A 12,823-nucleotide genomic window follows, 5' to 3' on the forward strand; every position below is an offset into this window, starting at 1 on the left:
GTGTGAGGGCCTTATTCGCTTTCCTGAGCCAGAATCAGTTCCACTTCGTCAACACTCAGGCCGGAGTTGCGGGCGATCTGGCGGCTTGTAAGCCCCTTGTGTCTGCCGTTAAGGATAAGCTCGCGCAAAAACTGCGGGGAACGGCTGATGCCCTCTGCCTGTTCCAGCAGGCGGCGCAGGTCACGGGCGCGTTCCTCAAGCTTTTCGTCCAGGTTTTGCAGTTCGGCCTGCCGCTGGGCAAAGGTGGCCACGATTTCCCGTTCCAGCCGGGCGTTCATCTCAATGCGGGCCAGCAGGGCTTCCTGATTGCCCTGAAGGGCGTTGAGCATGGCCTCGGAACGGCGCAGGCGCAGATAGAAGAAGAGCACCCCGCCGAGGACCATGAGCTCAAGTACGGAAAAGGCGGCAATAAGGGCGAAGATCAGCGTGTTGTTCATACTTTGAGATTCAGAAGTTTGCCCACCAGAGGGGAATCCGGCACGCGTGGAGCCTCGTCCTTGTCCGACACAAGGGGCGGTGGCCGCTTGCGGCGGCGGCTGCCGAACTGGGGCGTGGGCGTGCCGCCGTCGGCATCTGGCGAAAGCTTGGTTTTGTCGCCTGCTTCACTCTTGGCGATCTGCTGCTGCTCATGCCGGGCCATTTCTGCAGCCAAGACCCGCGACATGGCGGCCGAGGCCTGCGGTCCCACCGCAGCGGCATTCACCATCGAAGTGGCCATGCCTGTCTGGGCATACAGCACGGCCATGGTAGCGTCAACGCTCATGGCTGGCTCCGTGGTCTGAGGTGCGGCGTGTGCCCCACCCGTGCTCACTGGCGGGGCAGGGCGCTATTCGTTCAAATAGCTTTCAAAAAGCACGTCATCAATGCGGCCCTGTGCAAGATAGTCGTTGAGGATGCCGGTCAGATCCTTCTTGATGGTGACAGCATTGGACGGGTTAAGCAAGTAGTCGTTGCTCTTGCTGCTCAGGTAGAAATACAGGGCGTCGCGCAGGGCGATCATCTTGTGATCCAGCTCCGCGCCGACGGTGGAACTTTTGCTGATGGTTGAAAACTTGCAGACCAGAAAGCGCGTGGCGCCGTTGACGTTTCTTGGCACGACAAAGGGGGCCAGTTCTTTCACATAGTCCCTTGGCGCGGCGGGCGTCTGGCTTGAGGGCACGACAATGACTTCGGGCTTGATTTCAACGGGGGGAACAGGCGGCGTACGCAGAAAAAACCACCAGACGGCCGCGCCCAGAATGAGCAGCAAAACCGCAGCGCCGGCGATGATGAAGAGCTTTATGTTTTTTTTGGAGGCAGGAGGCGGCAATTGCTCGGCAGGGAGGTTTTTTGCCTCTGCCACAGCCGGAGTATCGGCCCCCTCTTCTTTCAGAAAAGGGGCATCGTCAAGATCCAGGTCAACCTTGCGCACGGCCGGATCCGACCCCTGCGAAACCTGCATCTCATCCCTGGCGGGAGCTTCTTTGACGTCAGTCTTGTTTGCCACGCGGTACTCCTGGCGGCCGCTTTGGGGGCCGCCGCAGGCAGAAACTCCCTCGTGCGATATCAGCCAAAGATTTTGTCTATCTTCTGCTTCATGGTGTCAGCGGTGAAGGGCTTGACGATATAGTTTGACACCTTGGCCTGCACGGCTTCAATGATGTTTTCCTGCTGGGCTTCTGCAGTGACCATGAGAAAGGGGATGTGGGCGAACTGCTCACTGGCGCGAACCTTGCGCAGCAGGTCGATGCCCGTCATGTTGGGCATGTTCCAGTCAGAAACGATGAAATCTATTTTTTCGCGGTTCAGCACGTCCCAGGCTGTGGTGCCGTCGTCAGCCTCCACAACGTTTTGAAACCCGATTTGGCGCAGGATGTTACGTACAATGCGACGCATGGTGGAAAAGTCATCAACCACAAGAACACGCATGTTGGGATTGTAAGGCATGAATAAAACTCCTTAACGCCTGCGGGCGCCGTCTGGGAGGGCTGGCCATGCCGCGCGTCCTCCGTAAGCATTATGATATGTCAGCGCCCTCACCATAAAGGCTGATGAACTCTTTACGCAGACGGCTCAATGCCTGTGAGTGCAATTGTGAAACGCGGCCTTCTGTGATGCCCATGACTTCAGCAGTTTCACGCATATTCAGCTCATCAGTATAGTAGAGCGACAGTACCAGCTTTTCCCTTGGCGTCAAGCGCTCTATAAGCGGAGCAACCCGCTCCACAAGTTCACGAAAGGCCGTGTTGCGGTAGGGTTCGCCGCCGGGTTCCTGTCCATCACCTGCAAGCGTATCCTGAATGGAGTCCAATGACAGCCAAAGCTGGTTTTGCAGGGCTTCAAGGCCCTGGCGCACGTCCCGCAACGTAAGTCCAGTAATCTCTTGCAGTTCTTGTTCAGTAGCCTGGCGGCCGTGCTCGTGCTCGACCTTGCGCATGGCCTCGTCCAGCACGCGCACCCGTTGCCGCAGTGAGCGCGGGAACCAGTCCAGCCTGCGCAGCTCGTCCAGCATGGCGCCGCGGATGCGGCTTTCGGCGTAGGTTTCAAACCGAATGCCGAGCTGCGGGCGAAACTTGCCCAGGGCCTCCATAAGGCCTAACGTGCCGGAACTGATGAGCTCTCCAAGTTCTACGCTGCGGGGCAGTTTGGCCTTAAGGCGCAGTGCCAGAAAGCGTATCTTGGGCGCATAGTGGCGCACCACGGATTCCTGCTCGGCCGGAGAAAAGTTTTCCCAGGCTGTGGCCCCGGTTTCTAGCGCTTCCCAGGGGCAGGGCATGTGCGCTTGGGCGGTGCTGGCTTTCATGATGTTGTCCTTCCGGGATTTTCCGGTATTGCCTCTTCTACCCCGTGACGCGTAGTGCGTCTGTTTACGCCGCTGTTCGCGCCCGCCAGGCCGGACAGGACGTGTTGATCCACGTCAGGGTTGATGTGTGGGCAGGCCGTCTGGCCAGCCAGCCTGCAGTCAGGGGCGGAATCCCGATCCGTTGCCTGTCGCAGACCTCGCGGCTGCGTGGGCAGGCGTCAGCCGGGGAGGCGCAGTCCATTTGCGCGTTTCATCTGCGCAATTCATCTGCGCAGTTCGTCTGCGTCATTTTTCTGCACCATTCTTCCGCGCCATTCACACGCACGGTTCTCTTTGCGCGGTCATGCGCCAAAGCGGCGTCTTCATCCTTTGAGCGGATAGGTTCTCAAAGGCCCACGCTCTAGCGGAACAGCAGCTTTTTCCAGAAGAACTTGATGTTGCCGTCAAGATTTTCCGGCACTTCCCATTGCGTGATGTTGCGCGCCAGATCCATGACAGCGCGTGCCGCCGGGCCCTGCGGTTCGCTCACGCAGAAAGGCAGCTGCTGCACCACGGCCTTGCGCACGCCCGTATCACGCGGAATCACGCCCACAAGCTCCAGTGAAACGCCACTCAAAAAGTGATCGCAGGCCTGATGCAGACGCACGAACATTTCCTTGGCGGTTTTCTGATCCGGGGCCATGTTCACGCAAACCCTGAAGCGCTCCACGCCGTGATTGGTCTTGAGCACCTTGATAAGGGCGTAGGCGTCTGTCAGGGATGTGGGTTCCGGGGTGAGCACCACCAGGCGTTCCTGGGCGGCCATGTTGAAATACAGCACATTGTCGCTGATGCCTGCGCCGGTATCCACGATGAGGTAGTCAAGATCATCCTCAAGTTCGTCCACGGCGTCCAACAGTTCCAGTTTTTGCCCGGTGGAAAGGGTGAGCATTTCGCTCATGCCGGAAGAAGCGGGCAAAATGGAGAAGCCATAGGGTGTGGGAAAGAGAATGTCCCCCACGCTGGCCCCTTCATGGAACAGGTGGAAAATATTTTTCTGCGGGGTCAGACCAAGAACAACGTCAACGTTGGCAAGGCCCAGGTCGGCATCAATGAGCACCACTTGTTTGCCAAGTTGCGCAAGGCATATGGCCAGATTGACCGAAATGTTGGTCTTGCCCACGCCGCCTTTGCCGGAAGTGACGGAAAATACCAGGGGAAAAGTGCCGCTCATCAGTGTGCTCCGCATCGTTATGGCCGGGCTAGGCCGCCTGGCCGGGAAGTTGCCTTTTGAAAATCAGTCGCCAGACCAGCGGTTCGGTGGCTGGAGAAAGGCTTTCTTTGAGTTCTGCGCCGTATGAGAGTGCCGATACGGGCAAACCTGCGGCCCACGCGACGTTGACTATACTACCAAAGCTCACAGCTTCGTCCAGCTTTGTCCATACCAGTGACCCCGGCCCGTCGCTCTTGTAACGCTTCAGAAAAGCCTGGGTCTGCATGGCGTCGCAGTAGGGGGAAAGCGTCAAATGGGTGGCGGCCGCAACATCGGCCAGGCCCATCTCCTCCCGCCACTGCGCGAGTGTGGTGGACCGGTCAAGCCCCGGCACGTCCACAAAAATCAGATCCGCTTCGGCGGTGGCGCGCAGGGCGGCTTCCATTCCGGCCTTGTCGGGGGCTTCAAGATAGCTGAAATTGGAAAGTTCGGCCCAGTGGCGCAGGATGAGCCGCCCGCTGCCGCGCAGGCAGTCCGCGTTGATAAAGGCAATGCGCGCTTCTGGCCGGGCCTTGCGCCAATGCAGGGCAAAGCGCAGGGCCGAGGTGGTTTTGCCAAAGCCAAAGGGCCCTGCCATAAGGTGCAGGCGTTGATCCCAGCCCGCCGGGCCCCAGCCTTTGACGGGAACCATGCCGCACAGGCACTCCAGCACGGACGCTCCGGGCTGGGAGATGAGGCGCTGATAGAGATCCACGGCCACAGCGTCGGAAATGCCTTCGCGCTGCAAATACTCGAGGGCGATACGCTGACGGGGCGTAAGACGCTCAAGCTGAATGGCGGGTTTCATGAGAGCAAAAAGCTGGTTTTTGATCTGCTGCCATTCCTTGTGCCATTCCCCCCATCCACCGGGAACTCCACCAGCAGGCGCGCTATTGTCTGTCTGGGGGCGCTCCATGCCCGCAGTGATCTCGTGACAGACAGCACCGTTTTTGCGGTAGGTGCGGTTGCCCAGGATTACGGCGTCGGGCCCCATTTCAGCCTTGATTCTTGCCAGAATCTCCTGCGATGTGGCTCCAGTGAACGTCTTTACCTGCATGGCCATTCCTTTGACTGACGGCGGTCGGGCCGTCTGTTATTGCCTTTTTACGCCGTTTGTTTGACGGCTCTCTGGATAAATGCAAATTAGGGGCCAACCTGACCGTTGCCTTGTGCCGTTTTTTCGGCTGGTTGCGGCAAGAATTACATAGTTGTGCCCTATGGCTAGGCAAAGCATGTGTTTTGGGGTATAGTTTATCTGCCTCAAGGGCAAGTCAGGGTATTCCTGTCCCTGTGTGGCCATCGCACAGGCCTTCCAAATCGAGCCGGCTCCCGGCCCTGTCTCTGCGCCAGTCCATTGTCTGACACGCTCCCAGAGCCTTACGCGCCGCGCCTTTCTTATTCCATTTCTTCCTCCCGGGGAAATCTCATGTCTTTTGCCGAATTGGTGAACCAAAATGAATGCTGGAAGAATGTTTCCAGCGAGGAACCTCGACTGTACCCCAAGGGCAGTACCTTCCCAGACGACTATATGTACATTCTTGTCAGCGGCAGGCTGCGCCTGACGGCGCTCTCCGCCAATGGCGGAGAAAAGATCATATGGTATCTTGGCGAGGGGTGCTGCTTTAATGAAAAAATTCTGTTTTTCAGTGGCAACGACAATATGCCATTGTCGCTGAATACCGCCGACTTTCAGTACGAGGCTGTGGAAAACTGCTATGTGCAGCGGTTTTCCATGGAAGAGTTGCAGCGTATTGGCGAGGCGCGGCCCGACCTTTTGCTCAATCTTTGCCAGAGCTACAGCGTCAAGGTGGCGCTTCTGGCGCAGCAGGTGGTTTCATTGAGCGTTGAGTCGCACCTTACGCGAGTGTGCAAATTTCTGGCCGAGCGGATCATACCCGGCTCCAACCCCTTGCGGGCCAAACGTGATATGCCGCTTTTCGAAATGGCGGATTTGCTCGGCATGCACCGCATCACGCTGTACAAGGCCATGCGCGAGGCCCAGTCTCGCGGGCTGTTGAGTTTTGACAAAAACAGCGATGAGATAGTTATTCTTCAGCCGAAAACGTTTTTTTATGAAGCGCACGGGCAGGTGCCGAACGTCAAATACTGACGCAAGACCCGGCCGTGTGATTCTGCCGAAAAGCGCATTTTCAGGCAGAATCCCATCGTTGCCATGTGAAACATGGCAACGGCAATTTGATCCGTGGAGCGTGGACGCAGCCAGTTGACCAGGACTGCGCTGCCGTTGCCCGCCGTAAAAGGTATGGGTCTTGGAGCAATTTCAAGCGGCAGCCGTCAGGCGACGAAGAAGCCTTGCGGCTGGCGACAGCACCGCTAGTGAAATTGCTCTAGAGCAGATCAACTTTGAAATGAAAAGCATTTCAAAGTTTTCATTCAGCCGTAAAATGCGATTTGCGGCTAAATCCACGCCACGTTGTGGCGCGCTGCACGAAAGTGCAGCGTTAGAGCATGCACACGTTTTCAAAGGTAACATGCTCTAATGAGAGCAAATCCTTCTCCCGTGGGTTGCGCATTGCCGCAAAAAAAGCTGAACGCCTTGCAGGCTCTCAGCTTTTTGTTTGTCATGGTGCGCGCGGAGGTTATTCGGCCGCAACGCTGCCCACTGACTGCAGGCGGATGTCCTGCGGAATTTCAGCCTGTGAAATCACGGGCACCGAGGGCAGAAAGCGCGTGACCAGCTGGGCCAAATGCGGGCGTATGATGGGATTGACCAGCAGCACGGGCTGACCGTCGGTACTGACGGCATTTTCCACAGCGGCGCTGATGTTCTGCACAAGCCTCTGGGCCGCCGCCGGGTTGAGCGAAAGAAAGGTCGCGCCCGTATCGGCCTGGCGCACGCCTTCCTGCACCATGCGCTCGGCATTGGGGGCCAGGGTGAGCACCGGCAGGGTGCCCTGGCTGTCCAGATAGGGCCGCACGATGGAGCGCGCCAGCTTTTCCCGTACATATTCGGCCAGTATTTCGGGGTTTTTTATGCCCGCGCCAAAGTCGCCCAGGGTTTCCACAATGGTGAGCATGTCGCGTATGCCCACGTTTTCGCGCACCAGAAGTTGCAGCACCTTTTGCACCGTGCCAAGGGGCAGCACGTTGGGCACGAGGTCTTCCACAGCCTTGGGCGAGTGCTTGGCCACGGTGTCCAGCAGCCCCTGCACGGCCTGGCGGTCAAGAAAATCGGACAGATGGCGCTTGAACACTTCCGTCAGATGGGTGGCGATGACCGTGGCCGGGTCCACCACCGTGTAGCCGGCCAGCATGGCCTCTTCGCGCTGGCTGTCCGGTATCCAGAGGGCGGGCAGGTTAAAGGCCGGTTCGCGGGTTTCAATGCCGCTGATCTTGGTGGTCACGTTGCCGGGGTCCATGGCCAGAAAATGGTCAACGAGGATTTCCGCCGAAGCCACCTGATTGCCCTTGATGAGCAGGGAATACTGGCCAGGCTTGAGTTGCAGGTTGTCGCGCAAATGCAGCGAGGGGATGACCACGCCCATGTCCAGGGCGAACTGCCGCCGTATGGAGCGGATGCGCGCGAGCAGGTTGCCGCTCTGCTCCTCGTCCACCAGAGGAATGAGGCCGTAGCCCACTTCAAGCTCCAGCGTGTCCAGGGGCAGGAGGGCCTGCACTTCTTCGGGGGTGTCGGCTGTGCCGGAACCGGCTGCGGCCTTCTTTTCTTTCTTTTCTCTGGCCTGGTCGTCGGCCTCGTTTTTGTCCGTGAGGCGGGCCACCGTGAAAATAAGGGCGGAAATGACCAGAAAGGGCAGGGTGGGCAGGCCGGGCACAAGGGCGAAAAGCAGCAGCACGGCCGAGACCATCCTGAGCGCCCGGCTGTTAAAGGTGAGCTGCGCCAGAAATTCTTCGCCCATCTTGGCTTCGGAGGCGGCGCGCGACACCAGCAGGCCCGTGCCCGTGGACACGATGATGGACGGAATGGTGGAAACCAGACCGTCGCCGATGGTCAGCAGAGAATAGGTGGTGAGGGCGGTGTTCCAGTCCATATCCTTCTGTACCATGCCAATGATGATGCCGCCGACGATATTGACCAGAGTAATGAACATGCCCGCGTTCACGTCCCCGGAAACGAATTTGCACGCGCCGTCCATGGCGCCGTAAAAGTCGGCTTCCTTGCGCAGTCCGTTACGGCGTGCCGTGGCCTGCTCCTCGTCTATGAGTCCGGCGTTGAGGTCGGCCTCGATGGCCATCTGCTTGCCGGGCATGGCGTCCAGGGTAAAGCGCGCGGCCACTTCGGCGATGCGCGTGGTGCCCGCCGTGATGACCACCTTGTTGAGAATGAACAGGATCATGAATATGACCGCGCCCACAACGTAGCTGCCGCCCACGACGAACTCGCCGAACGCGCGGATGACCGAGCCCGCCGCGTCCACGCCCATGTCGCCGTTGAGCAGGATAAGACGGGTGGCGGCCACGTTGAGCGACAGCCGCAGCAATGTCGTCACCAACAGCAGGGAGGGAAAGATGGTGAACTCCAGCGGGGAGGTCATGAACATGGTGGTGATGAGCACCAGCAGGGCTATGGAGATGCTCACGCAGAGCATGATGTCCAGAAAGAAGGTGGGCAGGGGCACCAGCATGACAAAAAGGATGATGACCACGCCAGCGGCCAGCATGATTTCGCCATTCTTGGAAAACCTGCTGTAATCCATCTTCGGTAAGCTTGCAGCAGCCATTTTTCTGACACCTCGCTTCTGCGCCGCAACTGTCTGCGCGCGCCGGAAAAACTATGAATTATGCACTCTTGGCTTGAGCTTCCAGATGGCGGCCAATACTGTGGCCACAGCCTTGTACAGCTCCTCGGGGATCATGTCGCCCACTTCGGCTGATTTATACAAAGCCCGTGCCAGAGGCACATTTTCGCGGATGGGCACCTTGTTTTCGCGGGCGACCTGCTTGATTTTTTCGGCCAGGTGATCCGCGCCCATGGCCACGACCACCGGGGCCGGAGCCTCTGCGGTATTGTACCGCAGGGCCACGGCTATGTGCGTGGGGTTGGTGATGACGACGTCGGCCTTGGGCACGTCCTGCAACATGCGTCTGCTCATGGCTTCCATCATTTTTTTGCGTTGCTGGCTCTTGACCTTGGGGTCGCCGTCCGCCTGCTTCTGTTCGTCCTTTACCTCGTCCTTGGTCATCTTCATGTTCTCTTTGTAGGCGTAGCGGGACTGCCACACGTCAAAAGCGGCAATGATAAGGATGGGGATGAGGGCATAGCTCGCCAGCTTGAAGGCCATCTTCAGCATGTATATGGCCACGCCTTCGGTGGTGGAATAATACATGGGAAGAAAATTTTCATATTCCTTGTAGATGATCCAGGCGGGTATGACGGACAGGATAATGGAAAACATCAGGCTTTTTACGGTGCGCAATACCGTTTGGGGCGAAAACAGCATCTGCTTGATGCCCTTGAAGATATTGAAGCGCTGCATCTTGGGCTTGAAAATCTTGGTGGTCCACAGCTTGCCCACCTGAAGGCGCTGGGCCAGCATGCTCAGAAAGGCCAGCGTGAGCAGGATGGGCATGGTTATCTTGCATATCTCCACCATGAGATCCAGCGTCAGGCTGTAGACATTTTCGGGGTTGGGGTCGAACTCCCAGGCGTGGCTCAAGAAATGGCGGAAGATGTTTTTTATTTCTTCGCTCATGGGGCCTATCCATGCGTAAAGAATGGACATGCCGCCAAGCAGGCTCACGGCTTTGCCAAGTTCCTGCGATTTGGGAACATTGCCCTCGGCGCGTTGCTTGTTGATGCGCTTTGGGGTGGCTTTTTCTGTTTTGCTGGGGTCTTTCTGCGTGCCGAACATGCCGTATCCGCCGTCGTTTTATTGGCGCGGTTCCGGGCAGGGGCCGCGTCACATGCACTGAGCAAAAAGCGTGCCCGGTGCGCTGGCCGAGTGCTTTCGCCGGGCAGGCCGAAGCCGGAAGGGACAGGCTTGAGGGTGGGGCCCAAGAAGTGTATGTGCAGAAGACGGGTTGCGTTGCAGGGCATGGGCTTTTGTCGCGTAAGGCCTGAAACTGTTTGCCTAGACCAGATTACCTTTGAAATGTTAGACATTTCAAAGGGGCCATTCTGCCGAAAATGCGATTTGCGGCAGAATCCACGCCACGTTGTGGCGCGCTGCACTCTCGCGCAGCGTTAGAGCATTTAACTTTTTCAAAGGTTAAATGCTCTAAAAACTGTTCGACGGCTGTATGGGCCGCGCCCGTATGAAGGTAAGCGTGGTTGTCCGCGTTGTCTTTGCGAGGGGTTGCCATGCCCTTTGCAACGCTGTGTTTTCAAAGGTGGTCTTGCGCATGCGGCGCTTGGCGCGGGCGGCCAGCCTGCGGCGCGGGCGTCAAGCGCTGTGCGGCGGAGTGGCGATGCACGCGGGCAGCGCAACGGCGCACGCCAAAAGCGAAACCTGCATGGCTGCCATGTTTTGGCCAGCCCACGCCTCATATTGAGGAAGCCATGTTTTACGGGTGGAAAATCAGTCTGCTGTCCATGGGCGGCAATTTTATGTTGCAGGGCAGCGTGCTCTACTGCATGAACGCTTTTATGGAGCCCCTGTGCGACGCCTATGGCTGGACGCGCGCTGAACTCAACGTCAGCATGGCTGTGGCCGCCCTTGTGGGGCAGTTGGCCATGCCGGTGGCGGCTTCGCTCTCCGCACGGTTTTCATTGCGCCGCCTGATGGCTTCAGGGGCGCTGGTGGGCGGTGTTGCCACCATTCTTCAGGGTATGACGGGCAATATGGCGCTCTTTACCCTGCTGTTCACCATTGCCTGGAGCGCCACCCAGATATGCGGCGGCGTGGTGGGCAACGCCCTGGTGAGCAACTGGTTCTATTATTTTCGTGGTCGGGCTTTTGGCGTCGCCAACGCGGGCACATCGCTGTCGGGCGTTGTGCTGCCCCTGGCGGCCATGGTGCTGATCAACCATTTTGACGTGAGCACGGCCTATCTTGTGCTCGGCCTGCTGACCTGCGCGCTGGCCCCCCTGTCCTGGGCGCTGGTGCGCGATACGCCGCAGGCCATGCACATGCACCCGGACGGCAGAAGACACGACCCCCCGGTGAGCCGCAAACAGTGCGCGACGGACACATCCTTCACAGGGCTTTTGCATTCGCCCCGCGCCTACTGCCTGGGCATGACCTTCGGTCTGGCGCTCATGGTCAGCTCTTCGGTCATGAGCCAGATGAAACCCCGTTTTGTGGACCTGGGCATTGCGCCCTATCCGGCCATGCTGCTGGCCTGCTCCGCCGCGCTGTGCGCGGCCCTTGGCAAATATGTGTGGGGTTGGGCCTGCGACCGCTTCACGCCCCTGACTGCAGTTCACGGCATTATGCTGGCCTGCGCCGCAAGCCTGTGTCTGGGCTTTCTGCCGCCCAACGTGTGGACCATGACCGTCTTCAGCCTCAGCTTCGGCCTGTGCGTGGGCGGATTGTGGACAGTGCTGCCCGCCGTGGTTTCCTACTATTACGGCAGCGGCAATTTTTTGCCCTCGTACAAGTTCGTGTCCATCTTCATCATGCTGCGCTGCCTGGGATACCCCATCATGGGCTATTCCTATGAAATAACGGGCGGCTATGGGGCTGCGGACATTGCTTTTGTGGGCTTGCTGCTGCTTTCGCTGGGATTGAGTTTGTACCTGCGTGAAGGCGACGCCGTGGAGGGCGCTGTGCGTCGGCGCAGGGTTTAGGGAAACGCTGATTTGTTCCGTTTGGCGGCGTTGCGCATTTTTTTTGAAACAGTCGAGGACGAAAGAGTCCACTCCTGCTTCAAAAAAAGAACGCGCCTTGCCAAACGAAACAACTGCGCGTTTCCAGGAGGCTCTTTAATCAGAGCATTTTAACTTTGAAATTGCTCTGGCGGCGGGAGCGCAATTTCAGCCCTTACATCCGGCCGTTGTGACCGCCCGTATTTGGGGCCGCATTTTGGGCCGCATTTTGGAGCACATTGGGGGCTTCTGACGCGGCCCTGTTTTCGCCCTCGTTTTCGTCCTCCTGCCACCACCAGCCAGCCCGTTCACAGAGCAGATCAATGTCCCCGGCAGCGGCGAGGTTGAGCATCTGCCGGTACTGACGCACGGCTTCGTGGCTGTGGGCGTTGGCTTCGAACAGGCCGGAAAAGAGACGGGCGTCCTCCGTGAGCATCTTGCGGGCCGCGTGCTGCCGCCGCCGAAAGGACGGCGTAAGAAAGGGCAGCAAATCGTCCTGCCCGGCCAGCAGGGCAAAATAGGCCAGGCTGGTGATAAAGTTCATGTTCTGGATGCGGGCCATGGCCTTGTCGTGCTTTTCCGCCGAGGTCAGAAAGGTGCGGCAGCCAAGGTCGGCAAAAAAGCCCTCAACCAGGGCCAGGTGTTCCGGCCCCGCATGGTGGCCCGGAGTGATGGCCACGGGCAGTTCGGCGTCAGCTTCGGGGTTGGGACCGAAAAGCGGGTGCGTGCCCACCACGGGCCCGGCCCAGAGGCGTTCCATCTGGCGCAGGGGCTGCTCCTTCACGGAGGTGATATCGGTGAGCACCGCCGTGGACGGCAAATGGGGACAGACTGCGGCTGTCACCTCGTCAAACACGGCGGCGGGCACGCAGATGATGGCCATGGCCGCTCCGGCGCAGGCATGCGCCAGTTTTTCCGGCGTAAGGGGCACGTCGGCTCCGGCTATGGCCAGACCGGCGGCCTGGGCGCGCTGTATGAGCATGGCTCCCATGCGCCCTTGCGAGCCTATGACGACGGTTTTGCCCCGCGCGTGGGCAGGCGCGGCCTGGCGGTTCTCGGTAGTCTGGCCAGTCTGGCCGGTCTG

At 58.8% G+C, this 12,823-nt stretch carries 13 protein-coding genes; 3 read left to right on the forward strand and 10 right to left on the reverse strand.

What is annotated here, in order from left to right:
* Positions 1–11: 11 nt before the first annotated feature.
* From DESU86_RS08330 to DESU86_RS08360, 7 genes are all read right to left on the reverse strand, one after another.
* The gene (locus DESU86_RS08330) at positions 12–437 is read right to left on the reverse strand and encodes a hypothetical protein (protein ID WP_179980628.1); all 426 of its coding nucleotides are present in this window, start codon (positions 435–437) and stop codon (positions 12–14) included.
* Positions 434–763: a hypothetical protein gene (locus tag DESU86_RS08335; protein WP_179980629.1), complete on the reverse strand. Its 330-nt coding sequence runs from the start codon at positions 761–763 to the stop codon at positions 434–436. Before DESU86_RS08335 ends, DESU86_RS08330 begins: the two co-directional genes overlap by 4 nt.
* A 63-nt stretch (positions 764–826) precedes the next feature.
* Positions 827–1,486 carry a flagellar basal body-associated FliL family protein gene (locus DESU86_RS08340; RefSeq protein ID WP_179980630.1) on the reverse strand — a complete coding sequence of 220 codons (660 nt, stop codon included), beginning with the start codon at positions 1,484–1,486 and terminating at the stop codon, positions 827–829.
* A 59-nt stretch (positions 1,487–1,545) separates the two neighbouring features.
* Positions 1,546–1,926 (reverse strand): chemotaxis response regulator CheY, encoded by a 381-nt coding sequence (locus DESU86_RS08345; protein WP_179980631.1) that lies wholly within the window; start codon positions 1,924–1,926, stop codon positions 1,546–1,548.
* A 70-nt stretch (positions 1,927–1,996) separates the two neighbouring features.
* Positions 1,997–2,782, reverse strand: coding sequence for a FliA/WhiG family RNA polymerase sigma factor (locus DESU86_RS08350; protein WP_179980632.1), 786 nt, complete (start codon positions 2,780–2,782; stop codon positions 1,997–1,999).
* Positions 2,783–3,182: 400 nt separating this feature from the next.
* On the reverse strand, positions 3,183–3,995 hold the full coding sequence (locus DESU86_RS08355) for a MinD/ParA family protein (RefSeq protein ID WP_179980633.1): 813 nt from the start codon (positions 3,993–3,995) through the stop codon (positions 3,183–3,185).
* 28 nt (positions 3,996–4,023) lie between these two features.
* On the reverse strand, positions 4,024–5,070 hold the full coding sequence (locus DESU86_RS08360; protein WP_179980634.1) for a flagellar biosynthesis protein FlhF: 1,047 nt from the start codon (positions 5,068–5,070) through the stop codon (positions 4,024–4,026).
* A gap of 369 nt (positions 5,071–5,439) precedes the next feature.
* Here DESU86_RS08360 and DESU86_RS08365 point away from each other — a divergent pair, with 369 nt between their 5' ends.
* Together DESU86_RS08365 and DESU86_RS08370 are read left to right on the forward strand one after the other, a co-directional pair.
* On the forward strand, positions 5,440–6,123 hold the full coding sequence (locus tag DESU86_RS08365) for a Crp/Fnr family transcriptional regulator (protein WP_179980635.1): 684 nt from the start codon (positions 5,440–5,442) through the stop codon (positions 6,121–6,123).
* 160 nt (positions 6,124–6,283) lie between these two features.
* Positions 6,284–6,514, forward strand: a complete 231-nt coding sequence (locus tag DESU86_RS08370; protein WP_179980636.1) for a hypothetical protein — start codon at positions 6,284–6,286, stop codon at positions 6,512–6,514.
* Positions 6,515–6,613: 99 nt separating this feature from the next.
* Here DESU86_RS08370 and flhA read toward each other — a convergent pair whose 3' ends face one another.
* A complete protein-coding gene (gene flhA, locus DESU86_RS08375; RefSeq protein ID WP_179980637.1) occupies positions 6,614–8,713 on the reverse strand; it encodes a flagellar biosynthesis protein FlhA in 2,100 nt (699 codons plus the stop codon).
* 51 nt (positions 8,714–8,764) lie between these two features.
* Positions 8,765–9,844, reverse strand: a complete 1,080-nt coding sequence (gene flhB, locus DESU86_RS08380; RefSeq protein WP_179980638.1) for a flagellar biosynthesis protein FlhB — start codon at positions 9,842–9,844, stop codon at positions 8,765–8,767.
* Positions 9,845–10,491: 647 nt separating this feature from the next.
* Here flhB and DESU86_RS08385 point away from each other — a divergent pair.
* On the forward strand, positions 10,492–11,721 hold the full coding sequence (locus DESU86_RS08385) for an MFS transporter (RefSeq protein WP_179980639.1): 1,230 nt from the start codon (positions 10,492–10,494) through the stop codon (positions 11,719–11,721).
* Between the two features lie 193 nt (positions 11,722–11,914).
* On the opposite strand, the gene DESU86_RS08390 is transcribed toward DESU86_RS08385, so the two are convergent.
* Complete coding sequence (locus tag DESU86_RS08390; protein WP_179981770.1) at positions 11,915–12,730, reverse strand: prephenate dehydrogenase/arogenate dehydrogenase family protein; 816 nt, start codon at positions 12,728–12,730, stop codon at positions 11,915–11,917.
* Between the last annotated feature and the right edge of the window lie 93 nt (positions 12,731–12,823).

This window comes from Desulfovibrio sp. 86 (genome assembly GCF_902702915.1).
In the GTDB taxonomy this organism is placed as follows: domain Bacteria; phylum Desulfobacterota; class Desulfovibrionia; order Desulfovibrionales; family Desulfovibrionaceae; genus Desulfovibrio.